The 21,955-nt window shown below is 69.3% G+C and carries 16 protein-coding genes and 6 pseudogenes; 9 read left to right on the forward strand and 13 right to left on the reverse strand.

What is annotated here, in order from left to right; all coding sequences use genetic code 11:
• Window positions 1-38 precede the first annotated feature (38 nt).
• The 3 genes from ACFXAE_RS05480 to ACFXAE_RS05490 form a co-directional block, all read right to left on the reverse strand.
• Window positions 39-962: an LLM class F420-dependent oxidoreductase gene (locus ACFXAE_RS05480; RefSeq protein WP_384708378.1), complete on the reverse strand. Its 924-nt coding sequence runs from the start codon at window positions 960-962 to the stop codon at window positions 39-41.
• 983 nt (window positions 963-1,945) lie between these two features.
• The gene (locus ACFXAE_RS05485) at window positions 1,946-2,827 is read right to left on the reverse strand and encodes an IS5 family transposase (protein WP_384708506.1); all 882 of its coding nucleotides are present in this window, start codon (window positions 2,825-2,827) and stop codon (window positions 1,946-1,948) included.
• A 44-nt stretch (window positions 2,828-2,871) separates the two neighbouring features.
• Entirely contained in the window at window positions 2,872-3,276 is a 405-nt protein-coding gene (locus tag ACFXAE_RS05490; protein WP_384708381.1) for a type II toxin-antitoxin system PemK/MazF family toxin, read from the reverse strand.
• A gap of 140 nt (window positions 3,277-3,416) precedes the next feature.
• On the opposite strand from ACFXAE_RS05490, the pseudogene ACFXAE_RS05495 reads away from it, so the two are divergent.
• Window positions 3,417-3,977: pseudogene (locus ACFXAE_RS05495) on the forward strand (IS701 family transposase); the annotation flags it as partial.
• A gap of 74 nt (window positions 3,978-4,051) precedes the next feature.
• On the forward strand, window positions 4,052-4,513 hold the full coding sequence (locus tag ACFXAE_RS05500) for a pyridoxamine 5'-phosphate oxidase family protein (protein WP_384006124.1): 462 nt from the start codon (window positions 4,052-4,054) through the stop codon (window positions 4,511-4,513).
• Window positions 4,514-4,589: 76 nt separating this feature from the next.
• Here ACFXAE_RS05500 and ACFXAE_RS05505 read toward each other — a convergent pair.
• Window positions 4,590-5,424, reverse strand: a protein-coding gene (locus ACFXAE_RS05505; RefSeq protein ID WP_384708509.1) for an IS5 family transposase whose coding sequence is annotated in 2 segments (ribosomal slippage) — window positions 4,590-4,908 and window positions 4,907-5,424 — 837 coding nt in all. Because the reading frame shifts where the segments join, the coding sequence is not laid out codon by codon here.
• 111 nt (window positions 5,425-5,535) lie between these two features.
• On the opposite strand from ACFXAE_RS05505, the pseudogene ACFXAE_RS05510 reads away from it, so the two are divergent.
• The 3 genes and pseudogenes from ACFXAE_RS05510 to ACFXAE_RS05520 form a co-directional block, all read left to right on the forward strand.
• Window positions 5,536-5,774: pseudogene (locus tag ACFXAE_RS05510) on the forward strand (hemolysin III family protein); the annotation flags it as partial.
• Window positions 5,775-5,972: 198 nt separating this feature from the next.
• Window positions 5,973-7,196 (forward strand): annotated as a pseudogene (locus ACFXAE_RS05515) (PP2C family protein-serine/threonine phosphatase); the annotation flags it as partial.
• A 270-nt stretch (window positions 7,197-7,466) separates the two neighbouring features.
• Window positions 7,467-8,048: a hypothetical protein gene (locus tag ACFXAE_RS05520; protein ID WP_384708384.1), complete on the forward strand. Its 582-nt coding sequence runs from the start codon at window positions 7,467-7,469 to the stop codon at window positions 8,046-8,048.
• 201 nt (window positions 8,049-8,249) lie between these two features.
• Here the strand turns inward: ACFXAE_RS05520 and ACFXAE_RS05525 are convergent, their stop codons facing one another.
• On the reverse strand, window positions 8,250-8,405 hold the full coding sequence (locus tag ACFXAE_RS05525) for a hypothetical protein (protein WP_093436216.1): 156 nt from the start codon (window positions 8,403-8,405) through the stop codon (window positions 8,250-8,252).
• A 172-nt stretch (window positions 8,406-8,577) separates the two neighbouring features.
• On the opposite strand from ACFXAE_RS05525, the pseudogene ACFXAE_RS05530 reads away from it, so the two are divergent.
• A pseudogene (locus tag ACFXAE_RS05530) lies at window positions 8,578-8,993 on the forward strand (GTP-binding protein); the annotation flags it as partial.
• A 112-nt stretch (window positions 8,994-9,105) separates the two neighbouring features.
• On the opposite strand, the gene ACFXAE_RS05535 reads toward ACFXAE_RS05530, so the two are convergent.
• The 5 genes from ACFXAE_RS05535 to ACFXAE_RS05555 all read right to left on the reverse strand — a co-directional run bounded on the left by ACFXAE_RS05535 (window position 9,106) and on the right by ACFXAE_RS05555 (window position 16,303).
• A complete protein-coding gene (locus ACFXAE_RS05535; RefSeq protein WP_384708387.1) occupies window positions 9,106-9,396 on the reverse strand; it encodes a transposase family protein in 291 nt (96 codons plus the stop codon).
• A gap of 202 nt (window positions 9,397-9,598) precedes the next feature.
• Entirely contained in the window at window positions 9,599-10,294 is a 696-nt protein-coding gene (locus ACFXAE_RS05540; RefSeq protein WP_384708390.1) for a response regulator, read from the reverse strand.
• Window positions 10,291-11,532 carry a sensor histidine kinase gene (locus ACFXAE_RS05545; RefSeq protein WP_384708393.1) on the reverse strand — a complete coding sequence of 414 codons (1,242 nt, stop codon included), beginning with the start codon at window positions 11,530-11,532 and terminating at the stop codon, window positions 10,291-10,293. Before ACFXAE_RS05545 ends, ACFXAE_RS05540 begins: the two co-directional genes overlap by 4 nt.
• 96 nt (window positions 11,533-11,628) lie before the next feature.
• Entirely contained in the window at window positions 11,629-13,842 is a 2,214-nt protein-coding gene (locus tag ACFXAE_RS05550) for an MMPL family transporter (RefSeq protein ID WP_384708396.1), read from the reverse strand.
• A gap of 814 nt (window positions 13,843-14,656) precedes the next feature.
• Window positions 14,657-16,303, reverse strand: a complete 1,647-nt coding sequence (locus tag ACFXAE_RS05555) for a glycoside hydrolase family 27 protein (protein ID WP_384708399.1) — start codon at window positions 16,301-16,303, stop codon at window positions 14,657-14,659.
• A 350-nt stretch (window positions 16,304-16,653) separates the two neighbouring features.
• On the opposite strand from ACFXAE_RS05555, the gene ACFXAE_RS05560 reads away from it, so the two are divergent.
• On the forward strand, window positions 16,654-18,264 hold the full coding sequence (locus tag ACFXAE_RS05560; protein ID WP_384708402.1) for a glycoside hydrolase 43 family protein: 1,611 nt from the start codon (window positions 16,654-16,656) through the stop codon (window positions 18,262-18,264).
• 337 nt (window positions 18,265-18,601) lie between these two features.
• Here the strand turns inward: ACFXAE_RS05560 and ACFXAE_RS05565 are convergent, their stop codons facing one another.
• On the reverse strand, window positions 18,602-19,615 hold the full coding sequence (locus tag ACFXAE_RS05565; protein ID WP_384708405.1) for a LacI family DNA-binding transcriptional regulator: 1,014 nt from the start codon (window positions 19,613-19,615) through the stop codon (window positions 18,602-18,604).
• A 208-nt stretch (window positions 19,616-19,823) separates the two neighbouring features.
• On the opposite strand from ACFXAE_RS05565, the gene ACFXAE_RS05570 reads away from it, so the two are divergent.
• A complete protein-coding gene (locus ACFXAE_RS05570) occupies window positions 19,824-20,789 on the forward strand; it encodes a glycoside hydrolase family 6 protein (RefSeq protein WP_384708408.1) in 966 nt (321 codons plus the stop codon).
• A 70-nt stretch (window positions 20,790-20,859) separates the two neighbouring features.
• On the opposite strand, the pseudogene ACFXAE_RS05575 reads toward ACFXAE_RS05570, so the two are convergent.
• Window positions 20,860-21,225 (reverse strand): annotated as a pseudogene (locus ACFXAE_RS05575) (transposase); the annotation flags it as partial.
• Between the two features lie 62 nt (window positions 21,226-21,287).
• On the opposite strand from ACFXAE_RS05575, the gene ACFXAE_RS05580 reads away from it, so the two are divergent.
• Window positions 21,288-21,662: a hypothetical protein gene (locus ACFXAE_RS05580; RefSeq protein WP_384708411.1), complete on the forward strand. Its 375-nt coding sequence runs from the start codon at window positions 21,288-21,290 to the stop codon at window positions 21,660-21,662.
• A 90-nt stretch (window positions 21,663-21,752) separates the two neighbouring features.
• Here ACFXAE_RS05580 and ACFXAE_RS05585 read toward each other — a convergent pair.
• Window positions 21,753-21,923 (reverse strand): annotated as a pseudogene (locus ACFXAE_RS05585) (flavoprotein); the annotation flags it as partial.
• Window positions 21,924-21,955: the final 32 nt, after the last annotated feature.

Here is a 21,955-nt window from a genome sequence, read left to right on the forward strand (position 1 = left end):
ACAGGTCTCGTGGGCCGTGGCGCCGCCTCGACGGCGCGTCACAGTTGAGGTGCGACCTGGGAGGCGATGTACTCGACGTGATCGAAGTCGGTCATGTCGAGGATCTGTAGGTAGACGCGTTGCGCGCCTGCTTCCTTCCAGCGGCCGAGGGCGTCGACGACTTCGGCTGGAGTACCGGCGGCGCCGATGTGGCGGAGCACGTCCGGGGGGAAGCCGGTCGCGCCGGCCCGTCGGCCCACCGTCAGGTCGTCGGGGCCGACACAGGCCGGAAGCACGGCGGACAGCCGCAGGTCCTCCGGGTCGCGGCCGATGTCGGCGCACGCCGCACGGACTCTCCGGTACTGCTCGGTCGCGTCCTGCGGAGTTCCGAACGGAAGGTTGTACTCGTCGGCGAAGCGCGCGGCGAGTGCGGGTGTCCGCCTTTTCCCCTTTCCCCCGACGATCAGCGGTGGGTGAGGGGACTGAGCGGGCCTGGACAGCGCCGGGGAGTCCGTGAGGGTATAGTGCCGGCCCTTGAAGGAGTACGGCCCCTCGGACGTCCACAGCCCCGTGAGGATCTCAAGCTGTTCGGCCAGCCGGTCGAACCGTTCGGTGATGTCGGGATAGGGAATGCCATAGCTGATGTGCTCGGCTTCGTACCACCCCGCGCCCAGGCCGATTTCGACACGCCCGCCGGACATGCGGTCGACATTGGCGACCATAATGGCCAACGGACCCGGCAATCGGAAAGTGGCGGACGTGACCAGGGTTCCGAGCCGTATGCGGGATGTTTCCCGGGCGAGGCCGGCCAGACTGATCCAGGAATCGGTCAGTCCTGGTTCCGGGTCGTCCTCGCCCAGGTGCTGGTAGTGGTCGGAGCGGAAGAATCCTTTGAATCCCGCGTCCTCGGCACACCGGGCCAAATTGAGCAGGCCCGAGTATTCCGCTCCTTGCTGGGGTTCCGTCGCGATGCACAATTCCACAGGGCCAAGTTAGCCAGGGGGCCCGCAGGAGGCGAGTGTCCAACCTCCGGCGAGGAGTTGCCCGGTACCAGCGCTTCTTGGGCCGGCTCGTGTGACTCGTTCGGCCCTGGCACGTCCTCGCCTCCGGCCGGGGTCGGTTCATCCGGCGACTTCCCGACAGGGCCAGCCGGTCCCACAGCCCGGTGAAGGCGTCGACGACCGGGCCTGGTACTCCCTGTGTCAACTGCAGGAGGGCCTCTTCGTGTGCAGCGCCCACATCCTCTCCGCCCGGCGTCCCGGCCTGCCCATCGCCCCCCACACATTTCACGCCCTGCGCTCACCGCACGGCAGCCGAGAGAGACGACTCCGCATGACGTCCGCTGCCAGGACAGGCCGCGGTGGCATATGAGGGTCGCGGCGATGGCGAGGAAGCCTCAAGGACGCTCGGATCCTCACGAGCGTACGGGTACGGTCTGATCGGCAGCGGTCAGTTCCTGTGCCGGGCACTGCGCGTCGGACGTACGACGCGTGTCGCCACCGCGGCCCTGATCCGGGTGCCGGAGAGCCGGGAGCCCAAGCACAACGGTCCCCGAGCCCGATGCCGTCCAGTGCCGTGGTTCCGGCACGCAGAGGCCCCGCCGAAGTGTTCCTGGCGGACCCCTGGGTCCCACCGCGCCATCACGCCCGTGCCGCAAACCGGGCAAGCCTCCTCCGGCCCGGAGGACACCGAGTCGGCATTGCACGCCTGCAACGGACTGGCTTGGACCCCGGACACCTTCTACAACCTGTGCCATGTGGTACCGAGGGACGGTCCCAAGATCAGCACGGGGAGGTGTTCCGGCCCGTCAAAGCGGTATTGCAGCGTTTCGATCTTGGCTTCGGTCACGGGTTCACACCTTCATCTGTCACGATCTGTCACACGCCCCCTGCGAGACCTCCCCATGCCTCCGCCGCTGGAAGCAGGTCCGCCACGTCCGGCTTCACGTACCACTTCTTCGTCGTCCTCACGTTGGTGTGCCCGGCCCACATGGCGAGCAGGTGATCCGGCACCCCGTTGTTGGCCAGGTACGTGAGGCAAGACGCCTGAGCATCGTACAGACGGGCCCTGCGAGGGCCGTTTGCATCCATTGGATCATCGCCCGGGACCTCTGCGGGAGGGCTTCGTAGTCCCGCGCCAGGCGGCGGTGCTGCATCAGCCAGCCGAAGGTCCGCTCGATCATCCACCGTTTCGGCAACGGTTCGAACCCCTTCGTCCGTGGCCGCTGCACGACCTCCACATCGATCCCCAGACCGGCGCCGTGGTTGAGGACGCTGCTCTGGTAGCCGCCGTCGGCCCAGACCTTCGACACGGTGGGGTGGGCTGCCGCCAGGTCGTCGAGCAGGAGCTTGCCGCCGGTGGTGTCGTGCACGGACGCGGCAGTGACCAGCACGGCCAGGACCAGACCGAGGGTGTCGGTGATGACGTGCCGTTTGCGTCCCTTGATCTTCTTGCCGGCGTCGATGCGCTGACTGGTCTCGGCCACGTTTGCCGAGGTCTTCACGCTCTGCGCGTCGATCACGGCCGCGGTCGGCTGGGTGCTGCGGCCATGGGATCGACGGGTCTTGTTCCGTAACAGGTCGTGGACCTGCTGGGTGGTGCCGTCGGCTTCCCACTTGGCGTAGTAGTCGTAGACGGTCTTGTACGGCGGGAAGTCGTGGGGCAGGTACTCCCACGGGATGCCGGTGCGGTTGACGTACAGGATGGCGTTGACGATCTCCCGCAGGTCGTGCACCCGGGCCGCTGTGCCAGGTCCGGTTCTCCTGGCACGCCAGGCGGTGAAGACCGGTTCGATCAAGGCCCAGTGGGCGTCGGAGACATCACTGCGGTACGGACGACGAGCACTCACACCTCGCCCAACGACCGCCAACGCCAGCAGTCACAAAACCATCCCTAACTACCAACTACATAGATCAGATGCCCTCTTAATGCGCTGACCTTCTCGGTCGTCGCCGGGGTCCGCTCCTTCGCCTGTCCAGCGAGTCGGAGGGCATCCTCAATCTCGTTGAGTTTCGCGTAGGGCAGGGCGCCCGCCCGCTCGATCAGGTCGTCCCGGGACACGGTGGTCAGCCACGTGCAAGGGGTAAAGCCCGGACATGGGAACGCGAACCGCAGCACGCCTTCAAAGGGCAGTCCTTCCATGGCGCCTACTGCCACTTCGACGCCCAGACCGCTGATGTCGACGCCCGCCGGAGCCACGACCTGCATCACCCGGATCCCGGACGCGTCACCTTCCGACAGCAGTACGACCGGCCGCCGCTCGTCGAACTCGACCCACCAGACTTCGCCACGTTGCACATGTCCTCCTGACACAGGACCGCATGCGGACGCTGCGCGACCCTGACGCGCTGTGGAGACGGGTGCGGCCACGTTGATCATCGGTGTGTGAAAACAAACGATCACGCGGTGGCCGCAGATCACAGCGTAGACCCTGACGCGGCGCGAAGGGACAGCGGTTCTACGACTGGGCCGTCATCGACCTCGCCGAGGCGGCACCGGGCCACCACCAGTTGCTGATCCGTCGCAACCGCACCACCGGTGAACTCGCCTATTACCGCTGTCACTCCACCACGTCGGCATCCCTGGCCACCCTGGTCAAGGTCGCAGGTTCCAGATGGCGGGTGGAGGAAACCTTCCAAAGTGAGAAGGGGCTGGCCGTACTGGATGAGCACCAGGTCCGCCGCTACGCGTCCTGGGCCCGCTGGGTCACCCTCGCGATGCTGGCCCATGCATTCCTCGCCGTCGTCCGCGCCGACGAACACGCACACCGCCCCACGCCGGCCAACCTGATCCCGCTGACCTGTAACGAGATCCAGCGCCTGTTCATCGGTGTTGTTGTCCGGCCCGCTCACGGCCCGGTCCACCGGCTCAGCTGGTCCGCCTGGCGACGCAGCCACCAGGCGCGATCACGAGCCAGCCACTACCGGAGACAAGCGTGCCTGAACACTTCAGCTGGCCACCCTGAGCACCGTGGTCGGTCGCCCCCAGCCAAAAGCTGAGGGGTTCATCGGTCGCTGGGAGTAGGTCCTGCGCCTCAGGCGCGCTTCGCCCCTGCTGGCTAGGGTCGGTCCGCATGGAGACCACGGGAATCGTTCGCCGCCAGACGGCGGAGCGTATGCGCGACGCTCTGGAGCGGCTCGTTACCGAGCGGGATGTATGGGTGTCGACGGCTCACCCTGATCACGGGCCGCACCAGGTGCCGCTGTGGTTCTTGTGGGATGGACGAGCAGTGTGGATGTGCACCAGCGCCACTTCCGTGACTGCGCGGAACGTCCGCAAAGAGCCGCGCGTGCGCCTGGCGCTACCGGACACCTTCGACGTGGTGCTCCTCCAAGGGGAGGCGGAGTGCTTCCCGGACCAGGAGGTGCCCGGAAGCGCAGCGGAGGCCTTCGCCGACAAGTTCGGGTGGGATCCACGCGTGGAAGAGGGTTCCTTTCTGTATGTACGCGTGGCCCCGAGAACTGTGCGCGCTTGGCGCGGCGAGCCGGAACTACGCGGGAGAGTCATCATGCGCGACGGAATGTGGCTGGAATAACGGCCGTCCCTCGCCGACGCGCCTCTCTCGGATCACGATCTACAGCTGGAGTATTAGAGGGCGTCTGAAAAGCCTCTCAGCGGGCTGATCTTGCGAGGCGACGCACCAGGAGCATGGCCATGGCGAGATAGATGGCATTCTCCGAGCAGACACGTAGGTACTCGTAGTCCTTTGACAAGCGGCGGCACCGTCCCAGCCAGGCGAACGTCCGCTCCACCACCCAACAACGCGGGACCACCGCGAACGGGGGCACTGCCGGCGGCGGTGTCCCCACCCGGGCCCAGGTCGAGCGAAAACCACCGTCACGGCGCTGCACGATCTCCACGGTGGTACCAGTGGCCTCCAGAGCCCAGGCATGGAGGTCAACACCGCGATAGCCCTGGTCCGCCCACATGCCGCAGGCGCGGGAAGGCATCGGCAGCCCGGGCGAACAACACCACGGCGTCATCGCGGTCACCCACACCGGCCGGGCTCACGCACGTCACCAGGACGGTGCCGCGGGTGTCGACGAGCAGGTGCCGCTTGATACCGCTGACCTTCTTGCCGCCGTCGTAACCGTGCAGACCGCCACGTTCACTGGCCCGGACACTCTGGCTGTCCACGACGGCCGCGCTGGGAGTGGGATCCCGGCCGAGCTGCACCCGCTCACGTTCACGCAGCGCCGTCAGCATCTCCTCCCACACGCCGTCCTTCTGCCAGCGCCGCCAGTAGTGGTAGACCGTCTGCCAGGGCGGTAAGTCATGCGGCAGGAGTCTCCAGGCGCAACCGGCCCGCAGCCAGTACACCAACGCGTTGAGGATCTCCCGCCGCGCATGCTTCGCCGGTCGCCCACCAGGCTTGACCGCCGGAACCAGCGGACAGGGGATCTCCCACTCCTGATCGGACAGATCCGTCGAGTAACGGGTACGCAGCCCGCATACCCCAGCCCCCGAAAGTGCGTCACCACCCCGCTACCAGGGACGTGCCCGCTGAGAGGCTTTTCAGACGCCCTCTGGCAGCCGGCGCGTCCCCCTCGGCTCCACTACATCGCGTCGGACTGGGTGGCCGTCTTCGATCTGTCCGACTTCGCGCACCGGCGGTACCGCCACCATCGTCCTCGTCATCGCCGGCCGTCTGCTCTGCACCGCGGGCGCCGTCGTCTGACGGACTCAAGCGCCCCGACCCCTCACCCTCACGGTGCGGCTTCCACGAGGTGTTTCACGCCCTGCCCATCGCCGCTTTCACCGCGCACCACACCGCCATCCTCCTCGCAGCCGCCTGACGGTGTCAGCGGGAAAGCAGTCGCGTCCGATGGTGCAATGTGACCTGCCCGGGTACCGGGCTCGGGACAGGTCTTCCGCGTCTTCATGGGCGAAGTCCTGGGCGATCGAGCAATGGAGGAGTCGCTGTGACCGTTGGAGGGGCGGATGGTGGGCGGGCCGCTAGTCTTCCCCGAGGCGGAAGTGGCCGGGGCCGGGAGATGACGTTGGCGGGGACGTTGAAGGCGGCGGAGGCCGCGGCGCCGGTGGAGTCGCTCGATGTGGTCGCGCGCATGCTCAAGGAGCGTCTCGGGGCGGTGTCGGTGTCGTTCCTGATCACCGATTTCACCGGCAGTTCGGTCGTCCGGCTAGGGGCGGCGGGCAGCGTTGACACCGATGAACCCGCCCGGCGCATCACACTGCGGGGCACCCTGTACGACGATGTGATCCGTACCCAGCGGCCGGGCGTGGAGGACGGCGGCGAGGGCACGCTGGTGCGGATCGTGGCTCCGGTGACCAACCGCGGAGACGCCATCGGGCTCCTCGAACTGTTCCTGCCGGCAGCGCCGGACGCGGAGGCGATGCGGGAGATCAGCGAGACCGCGCACGCGCTGGCATACCTCGTCATCGCCAACCGCTCCTACACCGACGTCTATCAGTGGGGCCGCCGCACCAGCCCGCTGAGCCTGGCCGCGGAGATCCAGCACCGGCTGCTTCCGGCGTCACTGGCGTGTGAGGCGGCGCAGTTCGCGGTGGCCGGGGCGCTGGAGCCGGCCGACCACGTCGGGGGTGACACCTTCGACTATGTGATCGACAGGGACACGGTCCAGCTCTCTGTCACCGATGCCATGGGGCACGACGTCGAGGCCGCGCTGCTGGCCACCCTCGCGGTGGGCGCCCTGCGCCGGGCACGGCGGGCGGGCGGCGACCTCGCCGAGCAGGCCCGCCAGGCCGACCAGGCCATGCGCGAGCACGGCCACAAGGGCTACGTCACCGGTCAGCTCCTGCGCATCAGCCTGCTCGACGGCACAACCGAGTTCGTCAACGCCGGGCACCCCTGGCCGCTGCGGATGCGGAACGGACAGGTCAAGGAGATCACTCCGAAGATCGATACGCCGTTCGGCTTCCCTGCCCCTCATACGTACCGGGTCCAGTCGCTGGACCTGCGTCCGGGCGACCGGCTGGTGATGCTGACCGACGGCATGCTGGAGCGCAACGCAGGCAGCCTCAACTTGTTCGACCTGATCGTGCGCACCCGCGATCTGCATCCCCGCGAGGCGGCCCGCACCCTCATCGCGGCCGTCATCGACGCCGGCAACGGCCACCTGCAGGACGACGCGACCGTCATGTGCCTGGACTGGCACGGCACCAACCAATCCGAGCGTGACGCCGCCACTGGAGCCGACCTCACCGACGCCTCCCAACCGTCAAGGACGGCACGCACCGTCCTGGAAAGGGCCGAGAAGCGTCCTGGGCCCGGAACCAGCCGTCCAGGCGGTGCCCGTCATGATCGGGAGGGTGACATGAGCCTGGGCAGCAGCGCTGTCCCGGTCTCGGCAGCCGCCGATTCGCGAACGGACTTCTCTGGCGTCTCGCTCCGGGGACTTGCATCCGTCCGGGTCAATCCTGATGGCGGCGGGAGCAGGCTCCAGTGAGGGTGGAGTGGTGCTCGACGCTCCCGTCGGCACGTGTCCCCTGTCCCAAGGAGTGCTGTCATGTCCGATCGCAATACCTTCATCCGCAGCCTGCACGATGTGGGTCTGGCAGCCTGGTTCGGCGGCTCCCTCATGGGCGCGGTCGGTCTCAACGGGGCAGCGAAGGATCAAGGCGAGACGTCCCAGGTCAGGGCGCGGATCGCCTCGTCGGGGTGGGCGAAGTGGACGCCGGTCAACGCCGCGGCCATCGGAGCGCACCTGTTCGGCGGCGGCGGACTGCTTGCGGTGAACGCTCACCGGGTCGCCGCCCAGCAAGGCGTGGGGGCCTCCACCACGGCCAAGACCCTCGTCACCGCTGCGGCCCTGGCCGCCACTGCCTACGCTCGGGTCCTGGGCAAGAAAGTCGAGCTGGCCTCCTCCTCCGACCCGCAGGACGCCGAAGAGGCCGCCCGGCACCCCATCGACCTCGACAGCACCCAGCGGCAGCTGGCCGTCGCGCAGTGGGCGGTGCCGGCCCTGACCGGCTGCCTGGTGGTGCTCAACGCCCTGCACGGTGAGCAGCAGCGTCCCGAGGAGCAGCTGCCCGGCATGTGGGAGCGAGCCCGCTCGGCCGCCACCCCCTTCATCCCGCAGCACTCTTGAGCGGGCAAACTCATCGCCAACGAGACAGGGCGGGGTCGGCGCATGGCTCCGCCCACGGGGTTCCCAACTGTCTCTCTGGCCGGGCTCTCACCTCGTCCCGGCCTCGAGTGGTCCAGAAGCTCCTCACGGTGTGGACCTTCCGACGCGGGGGAAGCCATGGACACGTCACTCATCGCAGAGAGTCGGTGAGGCGCCCCGACTTTAGAAGAAGTGCTTGCGTCCACCGACCGCGCGACCGGTCGCACCCAGGATCCACAGGATGGCACCAACCAGAATGAGGATGCCACCGATCGTCGTCAGCAGACCCATGCCGACAAGCATGCCGATGATCAGCAGAATAAGCCCAAGAATGATCATTTTGAACCCCATCGTCAATTCCGGCTCAGGCGCGTGTGCGTATGAGCTTCACAAGGGCCTGAGTTCCGTCCCTTGGTGGGTGGATCTCGACCCGCTCCGAATGCCAGGACCTCGGTGCAATAGCCCTTGTGCCCCGCGACACGGTGTTCACGCCCTCCTTGGAAACTTCGTTCAGCACGCCATCTCAGCGACCTTCCTTTGCTCCGGCAGGTCATTCCACCCCGGACGGTTTGGACGTTGGTGACGGAGACACCGGGCAGCAGCGCCTACAGGCAGGTCCTCAGGTCCAAGGGCTTCTTCACCCTCGCCGGCCGCCCCTGGGTGACGGGACTGTGGCCGCAGGCCGGTTCGGTGGCTCGCTTCGAGCCTTCCTCTGCTCGTGACACCGCCAGCCCTTATGCGCAGGAACTCGTCTTCATCGGCCCCAGGTGGACGCGGAGCTGCTGCGGGCCGACCTGAACGGCTGCCTCATGCAGGAAGGCGTAGCTCTGCCCGCTTCCGATCCCTTTCCCTGCCTGGGACACCTACGGCTCCTGCGAGAGATGCGCGCATGAGCACGGCCCCCTCACCACGGTGACGGGGCACTGAAACTCCGGGTCCAGTCGGTGGTCGCAGCCACGGCGGAGCTTCAAGGCTGCGCCCTGGGAAGTGATGCGCCGACAGCTGATCTCGACCTCCACCGCCCTGCGCACCAGCGGTCTCAGCTCGGCTCGGTGAGCCCCTCCACCTGCTCGACGAACGTGCGGCGTCCGCACTCCGACGCCCGGCACCTGAACCGCCGCACCGCCAGGTCGATCACGACCCTCCGACCGGCGATGGCCAGGTCGGCCAGGCGCCGCCGGCACCCGCCGTGAACGCGTGCGGACACCCTGCCACGGCCTGGGCAGGCCGCCTCCCGGGTCACCGTCCGCGCGGCGAAGGCCGCGGCATCGTCCACCACAACCTCCTCGACCACCACGGATGACAGATGGCCAAAGACCGTCGAGAGCACGTCGCCATCACACGAACGGCCATCCTTCCAGCAGTCTGCGACTGGCCGTCACCGGACCACAAGAAGTGGATCAGAACCGAACGAAGTGGCCGTTGACAGCTATCCGCGGGAAGACCTCGGACAGGTCCGGCCGCCGACGGTCCGCCAGCCGTCCACCAGGGTCGACCGAGGCTTGGCGCCGGTTTTCGTTCCGTCGGAATTCCTATACCGCGGCGGGGGCCCCGTTCGCCCCTCCCGTCTGGACCAGGCCCGTCTGGTACGCGATGACGACGAGCTGTGCCCGGTCGCGGGCGTTGAGCTTCGTCATCGCGCGGTGGATGTGCGTCCGTGCCGTCAGTGGGCTGACCACCAGCAGCTCGGCGATCTCCGCGTTGGACTTGCCCTCGGCCGCCAGCGCCATCACTTGCCGTTCCCGTCCGGTGAGGTCGGCGAGCCGTTCCGGGGGCACCAGGTGGGTGCCGGGGGCCGGGGAGGTGAGGAAGCGGGTGATCAGGGTGCGGGTGGCCCCGGGGGAGAGCAGCGCCTCCCCGGAGGCCACCGTGCGGATGCCGGCCAGCAGGGCGTCCGCGGTGACGTCCTTGCCGAGGAAGCCGCTGGCCCCGGCTTTCAGCGCCTGGGCGACGTAGTCCTCGGTCTCGAAGGTGGTCAGGATCAGCACGCGGGTGGTCGCCAGCTCCGGATCGGCGCAGATCGCCGCGGTGCCGGACAGGCCGTCCGTCCCGGGCATGCGGATGTCCATGAGCACCACGTCCGGATGGTGGGTACGGGCCAGCTCCAGCGCCTCCGCCCCGTCGGACGCCTCCCCGACGACCTCCATGTCCGGACAGGAGTCGATCAGGATGCGGAACGTGGCCCGCAGCAGGGCCTGGTCGTCCGCGAGCAGCACCTTCACGGTCATGGAGACTCTCCTTCGACGGCGGCGGACGGTTGCAGCGGCAGCGCGGTGGCGACCTCGAAGCCACCCTCGGGGCGGGGGCCCGCGCACAGGTCGCCACCGATGGACTGGGCGCGCTCCCGCATGCCCCGCAGCCCGAAGCCGCCGGACGTCCCGTTGACGGCGGTGGCGGTGGCCGGGCCGTCGTTGCTGACGGTGATGAGCAGCCGGGAGTCGGCGTAGGTGAAGCTGACGTGGGCGGCGCGTTCGGGGGCGTGCTTGGCGACGTTGGTGAGGGCTTCCTGCACGATCCGGTACGCGGTCAGGTCCACGCCCGGCGTCAGCGGGCGGCGCACGCCCTCCTGGTGGACGACGACTTCCAGGCCCGCCGAACGGTAGGAGTCGATCAGCTCGGGAAGGCGGGCGAGCCCCGGCGCCGGTTCCAGGCCCTCGCCCTTGGGCCGGTCGTCCTGGCGCAGCAGGCCCAGGGTGGCCTTGAGCTCGCGCAGCGCCGAGGAGGTGGTGCCGGTGAGGTCGTCGAGGATCTTCCGGCTCTGCTCGGGGTTGCTGCGCGAGAGGTGGGCGGCGGTGCCGGCCTGGGCGTTGGCGAGGGCCAGGTGGTGGGCCACGACGTCGTGCAGCTCACGGGCGATGCGCATGCGCTCCTCGGTGACCCGCAGCCGGGCCTCCTCCTCCCGGGTGCGCTCGGCGTGCTCGGCGCGGGCCTTGACCGCTTCCAGGTAGTCGCCGCGCAGCCGGGCCAGGCTGCCGCCGACGAGCGGCAGGGCCATCCAGAACACCGGGCCGATCACGGTCAGGACCGGGGAAAGGTCGCGCATGCCGTCGGAGAACAGGTGCACGGTCAGCAGGGCCACCGTGACGACGAGCGCGTACAGGCGGACGGTCCGGCGGTCGCACAGGACGGCCAGCCAGTACATCGCGGCGAGCAGCGGGGCCAGCAGCATCGGGGTGAGCAGGTAGCCGCGCGCGATCGCGGCGATGGTGACCCCGGCGACCACGACCACGACCGTGCGGGTGTGGGTGCGGTACTTCAGCAGGACGAAGCAGGACAGGCCGAGCATGACCTCCAGCGACTTCCCCGCGTCCGGGCGGCTGACGCCGGGGAGGCTGAGCTGGGTGCCGAAGGAGGCACAGCCGATGAGGGCCAGCACCACCATCACGTCCAGGAAGCGGGGGAGGCGCGGGAAGCGCGACGCGTACTGCTCCACGCGCTCGGTGTAGCGCTCCAGGCTGCTGCTCATGGTCGGCTCTCTCGACGAGGGGACTGGCATCCATGGTGGACGATGCGAAGCCGCCCGGGTCGCTGGGACGACCCCGGGCGGCTCCTGCGCACCCGGTCAGGCGCGGGCGAGGTCCTTCTCGGCCGGTTCCGCCTCGGGCTCGGTCGGGCGGGTCAGCGCCTCGCCCTCCACATCGACCCGGGGCAGGATCCGGTCCAGCCACTTCGGCAGCCACCAGGCCCGCTCGCCGAGCAGGGCGAGGACGGCCGGGACGATCGCCATCCGGACCACGAAGGCGTCGAGCAGGACGGCCGCGGCGAGGCCGAAGCCGATCATCTTGATCATGGCGTCGCTCTCCCCGATGAACCCGGAGAACACCGCGATCATGATCAGCGCGGCGGCCACGACGACCCGGGCGCTGTGCTGGAACCCGGAGGTCACGGCCTGGGCGGGCCGCTCGCCGTGGACGTACGCCTCGCGCATCCGCGAGACCAGGAAGACCTCGTAGTCCATGGCGAGGCCGAAGACGATGCCCACCAGGAAGATCGGCATCAGGCTCATGATGGGGCCGGTGGTCTCCACGCCCAGCAGGTCGGCGCCGTGGCCCTGCTGGAAGACCACGACCACCGCGCCGAGCGAGGCGAGCACCGAGAGCAGGAAGCCGGCGGCCGCCTTCAACGGGACCAGGATCGAGCGGAAGACCACCAGCAGCAGGATCACGGCGAGCCCGACCACCACGAGCAGGTACGGCACCAGCGCGGACTGCACCTTCTCGGAGATGTCGATGTTCATCGCGGTAGCGCCGGTGACCTCGAAGGTCACCCCGGCCTCGGACTCGATGCCGGGCCGGTCGCCGCGGATGATGGTGACCAGGTCCTTGGTCTCCTGGTCGGTCGGCGCGGTGGTGGGGACGACGGAGAAGACGGCCGTGTCACCGGATTCGTTGAACTGGGCCGGCGACACCGACACCACGCCCTCGGTGCCGCCGATCCGCTCGGAGACGGTCTCGGCCGCGGCCTTCGGGTCGTCGGCGTCCTCGGCGTCCACGACCACGGTCAGCGGTCCGTTGAAGCCAGGCCCGAAGCCCTCGGCGAGCGCATCGTAGGCCCGCCGCTGGGTGGTCTCCGTGGACTTGGCCTCGTCGCCGGGCATACCGAGCTGGAGGTCGGTCATCGGCAGCGCCAGGGCGCCGAGGCCCGCGACGGCGGCGAGCAGCACGGGCAGCGGGCGGCGCAGTACGAAGCTCGCCCAGCGGGTGCCGCCGTTGACCTTGCGCGTCTCCCGCGGCGTACCGCCCGCTCGGCGGGCCTTGCGGTCCTTGCGGGTCAGTACGGCGTTGGGCCAGAAGCCGAGCAAGGCCGGGACCAGGGTCAGCGCGATGAGGACGCCGACGACGACCGCGCCCGCCGCGCCCAGGCCCATCTCGGTCAGCATCGGGATGCCGACGACGGAGAGACCGGCGAGCGCGATGACGACGGTGAGCCCGGCAAAGACCACGGCGGAGCCCGCGGTGCCGGTGGCGAGGGCGACGGCCTCCTGGGGCGCCCGCCCCTTGGCGCGCTCCTCGCGGTAGCGGGAGACGATGAACAGGGCGTAGTCGATGCCGACGGCCAGGCCCAGCATGATCGCCAGGGTGCTGGTGGTGTCGGTCAGGCCCAGCGGACCGGCCAGGGCCGTGATGGCGAACAGGCTGATGCCGACGCCGATGAGCGCGGTGAGCAGCGGGAGTCCGGCGGCGGCCAGTGAGCCGAAGGTGATCAGCAGGACGACCGCGGCGACGGAGATGCCGATCGCCTCGGCGGCGCCGCTGGGTCCGCCCGTGTCCTCCATGGCGTCGCCGCCTGCCTCGACGGTGAGCCCGGAGTCACGGGCGCGCTCGAGCGACTCGTCCAGGTGGCTGCGGCTGGCGTCGGTGAGTCCGGAGGCGTCGACCTTGTAGGTCACGGTCGTGTACGCGGTGGAGCCGTCCTCGCTGACCGCGCCGGACTCGTACGGGTCGACGGTGCTCGCGACCTGCGTGCCGTCCCCGAGTTCGGCTATCGCGGCCTCGACGGCCTTCTTGTTCTCGGTGGCGGTGACCTTCTCGCCGTTCGGCGAGACGAAGACGACGCGGGCGGTCGCACCGTCGGCGGCGGCGCCGGGGAACCGCTCCTCCATCAGGTCGAAGGCTTCCTGCGATTCGATCCCCGGCATGGAGAAGGGTTCCTCCTCCGCCTCCGGCGCGGTCATGCCGGCGAGTCCTACGGCGGCCAGCACGGCGGCCCAGACAAGGGCGACGGTCCAGCGTCGCCTGAAGGCCAAGCGGCCCATTCGATACAGAAAAGCAGCCACGGGGAGGTCTCCACATCCGGGTTTCGAAGGTGCCTCCAGACTCCTGAAGAGGGGGGTGTCCTGTCGTCGTCCGGCTGCCGACACTGTGCGGTACTGAATCCGCAGTACTACGCCCTCCGCGGGTCCCACCCGGGGACGAGAGCGGGTCGGCCTCAGGTCGCGGGGTTGAGTTCCTCAACCCTGAGAACGGCACCGGCGGTCATCCCGCTACAGCGTCCGGACGGCAAGGGTCGCGCGTCTCCGTCCACCGGTGCCGCCTTCCCCCGTCTCTCTGTCTTTCCGGGAGTACACCCATGCCGGCGCGCGGCAGCGAGTACGGCATGGACGACGGGGAGGCAGCCCAGCGGATCGCTGCCTGGACCGGCGACTGCGACGGCGAATCCGCCATGTACGCCACCGCATGTGGCCTTCGCCAAGGAGACAGCCCGGACCGAAGTGACCCCTCAGGTCCCGACACCTTGCGTCAAGAGTGCGGCTGGAGCGCTGCGCCGACGGTCACGGGCTGCTCGACGACGCACTGCCCCACCGCGTCGGGAACCACGGTGACGGGCACGACGTCCTGAGCCGGGACCGTGCCCGCCCGGAGATCTCCCGGGCGGGCACGGCGCTCAGCCGCAGGCGGTGCCGTGCAGGGTGCAGGTGCTCGGCGGGGAGGTGCTGCCGGTGTGGGTGGCCGGCCCAAAAGCCGATGCTCCGACGCCCGGGGTCCCGCCGCAGCCGGAGCCGGGGGCGGCCGTACCGGCGGATGCGGCAGCCGTGCGGGAGGCCGTGGCCGGGGTGTTGTCGCTCCGGCCGTGACCCGGTGCCGTGTCGCTCACGCGCGGGTCCACTTCTGGTTGGCCTGGCCGTTGCAGGTCCACAGCACCAGCGGGGTCCCGTTGGCGGTGCCGGCCCCGTTGGCGTCGAGGCACAGTCCGGAGCGGACGTTGCGGATCGAGCCGTCGGAGCCGACGGTCCACTTCTGGTTGTTCTGGCCGTTGCAGGGCCAGGTGATGACACGGGTGCCGTTGGTGGTGCCCTGGTTGTAGGCGTCCAGGCACTTGTCGCCGTAGACGCGGATCTCGCCGCCCGCCCATGTGGTCCACAGCTGGTTGGCGGCCGTGTGGCAGTCCCACAGCAGAGTCGCGGCGCCGGCGGCCGTGGAGGCGTTGTCCACGTCCACGCAGCGGCCGGAGGCGTTGCCCCGCAGGCGTGAGGTGGTGGCGGCCAGCGGGCTGCCGCCGCTCACCCGGTACGCGGCGACGCCGTGCGCGGGGACGCTCGCCGAGATCTGCCCGGACGTGCTCGACGTGCCGCCGGTCCACAGGTCGGTGAGGGTGAACGGTCCTCCGCTCAGGCCGATCTGGGCGGCCGTCGTGGTGACCGTCGCCGCGCTCCCGCCCCGGTTGAACAGTCCCACCGCGACCGAACCGTCCGCCAGGGGCTTGGCGAACACCTCGATGTCGCCGTCGTCGCGCACCCTGCGTCCGCCCGCGCCCTGGGAGTCCTGGTTCACCGCCAGCAGGCGCGGGTTGCGCAGGATCGCGCTGACGTCGGCGGACATCGTGCGGATGTCGTTGCCGGCCATCAGCGGGGCACTCATCAGCGCCCACAGGGCGAAGTGGGAGCGGGACTCGGTCAGCGACAGGCCGGGGCGGCCGACGACCAGCATGTCGGGGTCGTTCCAGTGCCCCGGGCCGGACTGTGCGGCCAGCGGCGCATTGACGTCCAGGACGTTGCCGACGCCCATCGGGTAGCTGTTGGTGTTGCCGTTCTGCCAGATGTCGAGCAGGTCCTCGGTCGTCCGCCACAGGTCGGCGACCTCGCCCCAGTCGTACGTGGACCCCGTGATGGCGTGGAAGCTGTTGGGGTTGATGCTGTAGACGATCGGCCGACCGGTGGCGCGCAGGGCATCACGCATCAGCTTGAACCGCGCGACCTGCTCGTCACGCGTGCCGCTCGAGGAACACCAGTCGTACTTGAGGTAGTCGACCCCCCACGCGGCGAACGTGGCGGCGTCCTGGACCTCGTGGCCCCTGCTGCCCGTGGCGCCCGGGTAAGTGCCCACGGTCTGCGCGCAGGTGCGCTCGCCCGGCACCTGGTAGATGCCGAACTTCAGGCCCTTGCCGTGGATGTAGTCCCCGAGGGCCTTCATCCCGCTCGGGAACTTCGTCGGGTTGGCCCGCAGGTTGCCCTGCGCGTCACGCTGCGGGTCGAACCAGCAGTCGTCGACCACCACGTACCGGTAGCCGGCGTCCCGCATGCCCGAGGACACCATCGCGTCGGCGGCCTGGCGGACCTGGGCCTCGGTGATTCCGCACCCGAAGCTGTTCCAGCTGTTCCACCCCAGCGGTGGGGTGAGCGCCGGACTGCCCGGCGCGGCCGTGGCGGTGGACTGCGCTGAGGCCGTCACGGACGCGGTCACCGTCAGCGCGGCGGCCGTGAGGAGGCGGACCAGTCGTCCGCCTGATCGTCTGGGCACCCGGAACTCCTTCGGCAGGAAAGAGAGAGGAGAGGAGAGGAGAAGTTCGAAATTTCGATTGACGTTCGGAAACTTCAGATGTCCCACGGATACTAGAGAGGCGTCCGGTCATGTCAACACCTCCTGGAGGAACAGGATTTGTCGCGTAATCAGCAAGAGAGCAAGGCCGAGGCGCACCGTCCCCGCACCAGCCGCTTCGAACATTTCGAAGCGGCGCACGACTTATGCGAGAAGGGTTGACGGGGTACGCCGACCCCCTATCATCCAGAATGCTCGACAAGTCGCACCACGTTCGACACTTCGAACGCGACAGAGCCGCTCCGACCGATGAACTCGAGGTGAACACCTCCATGGATCTGTCATGGCCGCATCAACCCCTCACTCGTCGCCGCACGCTCGCGGCCGCCACCGGCCTGGCCGCCGGCGCCCTCCTCCCCGCCGGGCCCGCCCTCGCGACCGCGGCGCAGTACACGAACCCGGTGATCTGGCAGGACTTCGCGGACATCGACATCATCCGCGTCGGCGACACCTACTACGCCTCGGCCTCGACGATGCACTACTCGCCGGGCGCGCCCGTTCTGCGGTCGTACGACCTGGTGAACTGGGAGATCGCCGGCCATTCGGTACCCGTCCTCGACTTCGGCGCCAAGTACGACCTGAACGGCGCCCGCGGCTATGTCAGAGGAATCTGGGCATCGTCACTGGCCTACCGGCCCAGCAACAGGACCTTCTACTGGCTCGGTCAGATCGACTTCGCCCGGACGTACCTCTACACCGCCACCGCGGTGGAGGGGCCGTGGAACAGACTGGCGACGATCAGCACCCCCTACTACGACGCCGGCCTGCTCGTCGACACCGACGACACCCTCTACGTGGCGTACGGCAACACCACCATCAGCGTGGCCCAGCTCTCGCCCGACGGCCGCAACCAGGTCCGTACGCAGGAGGTGTTCAGGACACCGTCCAGCGTCGGCACCTTGGAGGGCGCCCGGTTCTACAAGATCAACGGGCAGTACTACATCTTCCTGACCCGCCCCGCGAACGGCCAGTACATCCTCAGGTCCTCGAGCGGCCCCTTCGGCCCGTACACGATGCGGCAGGTCCTCCTCGACCTGCGCGGACCAATCCCCGGCGGCGGCGTCCCCCACCAGGGCGGGCTGGTGCGGACGCAGAGCGGCGCCTGGTACTACATGGCCTTCGTCGACGCCTACCCCGGCGGCCGCATGCCCGCCCTGGCACCGGTCACCTGGACCACGGACGGCTGGCCCGTCGTACAGCTCGTCAACGGCGCGTGGGGCACCACGTATCCCAGTCCGTCCGTACCCACTCCGCCCCGCCAGGTCACCCCGATGACCGGCGTCGACACCTTCGACGGTACGACCCTGAAACCGGGATGGGAGTGGAACCACAACCCCGACAACACCAAGTGGTCGGTCGGCAACGGCCTGACGCTGCGGACCGCGACCGTCACCCACGACCTCTACTGGGCCCGCAACACCCTCACGCACCGCGTCCAGGGCCCCACCTCCACCGCCACGGTCCAGCTCGACCACTCCGCGATGCGGGACGGCGACCGGGCCGGGCTTGCGCTGCTGCGTGACTCCTCCGCCTGGATCGGCCTCAAGCGCGACGGCGGTGCGACACGGGTGGTGATGGTCACCGGGCTGACCATGGACAGCAACTGGAACACCACCGGCACCGGCACCGAGATCGCGAGCGCGCCCGTCTCCGGCGGCCGCATCCGGCTGCGCGCGAACGCGGACATCCGCCCTGGCGCACCGCGCCCCGGGACCTTCTCCTACAGCACCGACGGCATCACGTTCACCCGTCTCGGACCCGCCTTCTCCATGGGCAACGACTGGCGGTTCTTCATGGGCTACCGGTTCGCCCTCTTCAACCACGCCACTCAGGCCCTCGGCGGCGCGGTCCGCGTCACGCGGTTCGAGGTGTCCACGCCCTGAACCGCTGAACCGATCCATCGACCGCACCGCCCGGCCCCCGGCCCCGGCCCCGGCCCCGGCCCCGACCAGGAGAACCATGAGCCCGCTGAAACAGCTCGGTCTTCGCCGGGCATCCGCCCTGAGCATGCCGGCAGCGACCACCCTGATGAACCCGGCACCGCGACCGGCATCAGCAAAAGGGGCAGGCTGCAACCAGTACCCAAGCCATCGGATCGGACGGCAGTCGCTGCTTCCGGCGCTGGACCTCGGCCACCCCGGCCGGCTCCCTGGACGCCCCGCGCCGCGTCCGGGAGCAACCCGTTCGGACCGGGGCCCGCCCCTCCCGGACCGTGACGAGTCAGGCGCTGGCCCGGACGGCCAGGCGGGTGGGGAGGACCAGCGGGGTGGGGTCCTGCCCGTTGACGAGCGCGACGAGCATGCGCGCCATCTCCCGTCCGAGAGCCTCTACGGGCTGATGGACGGTGGTGAGCGGCGGATCGGCGATCTGGGCGACCGTCAGGTCGTCGAAGCCGACCACGGCGACGTCGGCGGGGACCCGTCGGCCGGCCTCCCGCACGGTGCGCAGCGCTCCCGCCGCCATGTTGTCGTTGGCGGCGAACACTCCGTCCACGTCGGGGTGTTCCGCCAGCAGCGCGGCCATGGCGGCGGCTCCGCTGCGCTCCGTGAAGTCCCCCTCCAGCGGCGGGAACGGATCGAGACCGGCGCCCAGCATGGCGTCCCGGTAGCCGCGGTACCGGGCGCGCCCGGCCTCGGTGTCCAGACGCCCGCAGATCACGGCCACGCGCCTCCGGCCGAGTGAGACCAGATGCTCGGTCGCCTCGCGCGCTCCGCCGACGTTGTCCACGTCCACGTACCACCGGGGAGCAGAACCGACCGGGCGCCCGCCGAACACGACGGGCATCTGCGCCTCGTCGGCCATCCGGGTCAGCGGATCGTCCTCGCGCAGCGCCATCAGCATCACACCGTCCGCGCCCCTGGACCGCAGGAGCTCCTCGACCCGCTTGCGGCCCCGGTCGGAAGCGGCCAGGCACAGCATCAGATGCAGGTCCGCCTCGTCCAGGGCGGCCGACGCCCCCACGATCACGCGGGCGAAGAACGGATCGGCGAAGATCGACGGATCCTCTCCCGAGATGACCAGGGCGGCCGCTCCCGTCTGACGGGTGGCCAGCGCGCGGGCGGTCGGATTGGGTACGTAACCGAGTTGCCGCACGGCCCGTTCGACAGCCTCGCGCTTGGCGCGGCTGACGTGCGGGGCGTTGTTGAGGGCGCGGGAGGCCACGGAGCGGGAAACACCGGCGCGTTCGGCCACCTCGTCGAGCGTCGGATGCCGACGCGGCGCTGCTTCTGCCATGGCTCGTGAGTCTTTCACAGGCGGGGAGCACTCAGGGACGCATGACCTGGGACCGCTTCCAGTGCAGTGGGCTACAGGACTTACGTCCCGCTGTGAAAGTCCAATGCTGCGCCGACTATTGACAGCTCAACCGCCCACCCACACGATTGGGACCGCTTCCAGTGGGAGCGCTCCCAAAGCGCACATCCTCTGAAACCGAGGTACTGTCTTGAGCCGCAGACTCCGCACCCTGATGGCAGCGCTCTGTGCTCTGCCGCTGGCGTTCGCCGCCGCACCCTCCGCCCACGCGGCCGACCCCACCACCATGACCAACGGGTTCTACGTGGACCCCGACTCGAGCGCGAGGCGGTGGGCGGCCGCCAACCCCGGCGACGGCCGGGCCGCCGCGATCAACGCCTCCATCGCCAACACGCCGATGGCCCGCTGGTTCGGCTCCTGGAGCGGCACCATCGGCACCGCGACAGGCGCCTACGCCGGAGCGGCGGACCAGCAGGACAAGCTGCCCATCCTCGTCGCCTACAACGTCTACCACCGTGACTACTGCGGCGGGCACTCCGCCGGCGGAGCCGCCTCGCCGTCCGCCTACGCCAACTGGATCGCCCAGTTCGCCGGAGGCATCGCGGCCCGCCCCGCCGTCGTCATCCTCGAACCGGACTCCCTCGGAGACTACGGCTGCATGACCCAGGCCCAGATCGACGAACGCGAGGCCATGCTCACCGGTGCCCTCGCCGAGTTCAACCGCCAAGCCCCCAACACCTGGGTCTACATGGACGCCGGCAACCCGCGCTGGGCCGACGCGGCGACCATGGCCCGGCGCCTCCACGAAGCCGGCCTCCGACAGGCCCACGGCTTCTCGCTCAACGTCTCCAACTACATCACCACCGCCGAGAACACCGCCTACGGCAACGCCGTCAACAACGAACTGGCCGCCCGCTACGGCTACACCAAGCCGTTCGTCGTGGACACCAGCCGCAACGGCAACGGCTCCAACGGCCAGTGGTGCAACCCCTCCGGCCGCCGCATCGGCACGCCCACCCGGACGGGCGGAGGCGCCGAGATGCTCCTGTGGATCAAGACCCCGGGCGAGTCCGACGGCAACTGCGGTGTCGGAACCGGCTCCACGGCCGGCCAGTTCCTCCCCGAGGTCGCCTACAAGATGATCTACGGCTACTGATCCAGGACTCCCGCCGCCCGCACCGGCGACCGGCAGTCCGCCGGGGCGGCGGGCACTCCCCCGACCATCTCACCGGAGAGGGGCCGACGTGATCCCCCCTTGAGGGCCTGGACGTGCGATCCGTCCATAGAGCAGTCGTCCGGTTCCAGCAGGTCGGCGCGACGCATCCCGGTCAGCGGGGCTGACTGCAGGCGCGGCCGGACTCCGGCCACGGTCCGGTCCCGCAGTCCGCGCCAGGCCGTCACCCCGGACCGGCCCACTACTTCTCTTGGCACGTCGCACCAGGCCACGCCCTTGCGCAGGACGTGAACGATGCCCGCCGGTGCGACCCTTCCGGCACCGGGAGCCGTCCGGGATGGCGGTGCCGGCGTGGGCGCACCGGCAGCAGCGGGGCCATCCGGTCCCAGGGATCATCGAGGACAAGCTTCACGTTCACGAGGCTGCGGCTTGCCGGAGAACCCGGTTGAGCACGCCGAGCCGGATCGACATACTCCCCGGATGACCAACACCGGGGGCAAGGCCACTGAGCAGTGTGGGGATGAACCTTGGTACCGCGTGCGCACAGATCTGTTCGAGGCGTCATTCCTGCCCAGCGCCGGCGAGGATCTGGATGCCGTCTGCAACGTCGACGTAGAGGTGCAGCTGGCAGCGGACGGCTCCCGATGGAGCGCGACCGTGTTCACGCTCGCCGAGGTCGAGCGCCTCATGAAGAGGTGGTCCCGAACTGGCGAGGAGTTGGGCGGCCGCTACTTCTGGTGCTCTGACGGACTGATAGTCCGGGACCCTGGCATCGACAACATGACCCGGGTACTCGCCGGCCTGCTCGAAACCGGTGACTTCACGCAGGTTCTTCAGCGACTCGACGACGAGTAGCCAGCGCCCTCGTTCTGCAACGATCAGTAAGGCGCGTGCCACTCCCGTTTGCCGAAACCCGGAAGAAATGTGGAGCTCACAAAGCCTGACGTAGCCGGTCATGGCCAGGAACGTGGGGGCGCGGCCGTAGGACTTCATGCCGACCAGGTGGACGCCCTGTTCGGGGTGGGAGAGCGCGCGGTGCCCGTGCGGGTGGACGGTGCCGCAGGAGTGCTGGCTGGGGTCGATCAACGGGGCGAGTTCCACCGGGGCCTGGAGGCGAACATGCGCGCGCAGGCCGAGAGGTCCGGCGC

Source organism: Streptomyces sp. NPDC059454 (assembly GCF_042749965.1).
Classification (GTDB): Bacteria; Actinomycetota; Actinomycetes; order Streptomycetales; family Streptomycetaceae; genus Streptomyces.

What these genes read in the sequence shown, in the direction of transcription:
- ACFXAE_RS05540 (WP_384708390.1), bottom strand. Translation starts at nt 10,294, where the DNA reads ATGACCGTGAAGGTGCTGCTCGCGGACGACCAGGCCCTGCTGCGGGCC.
- ACFXAE_RS05520 (WP_384708384.1), top strand. Translation starts at nt 7,467, where the DNA reads ATGTCCGATCGCAATACCTTCATCCGCAGCCTGCACGATGTGGGTCTG.
- ACFXAE_RS05545 (WP_384708393.1), bottom strand. Translation starts at nt 11,532, where the DNA reads ATGAGCAGCAGCCTGGAGCGCTACACCGAGCGCGTGGAGCAGTACGCG.
- ACFXAE_RS05580 (WP_384708411.1), top strand. Translation starts at nt 21,288, where the DNA reads ATGACCAACACCGGGGGCAAGGCCACTGAGCAGTGTGGGGATGAACCT.
- ACFXAE_RS05525 (WP_093436216.1), bottom strand. Translation starts at nt 8,405, where the DNA reads ATGATCATTCTTGGGCTTATTCTGCTGATCATCGGCATGCTTGTCGGC.
- ACFXAE_RS05500 (WP_384006124.1), top strand. Translation starts at nt 4,052, where the DNA reads ATGGAGACCACGGGAATCGTTCGCCGCCAGACGGCGGAGCGTATGCGC.
- ACFXAE_RS05565 (WP_384708405.1), bottom strand. Translation starts at nt 19,615, where the DNA reads ATGGCAGAAGCAGCGCCGCGTCGGCATCCGACGCTCGACGAGGTGGCC.
- ACFXAE_RS05560 (WP_384708402.1), top strand. Translation starts at nt 16,654, where the DNA reads ATGGATCTGTCATGGCCGCATCAACCCCTCACTCGTCGCCGCACGCTC.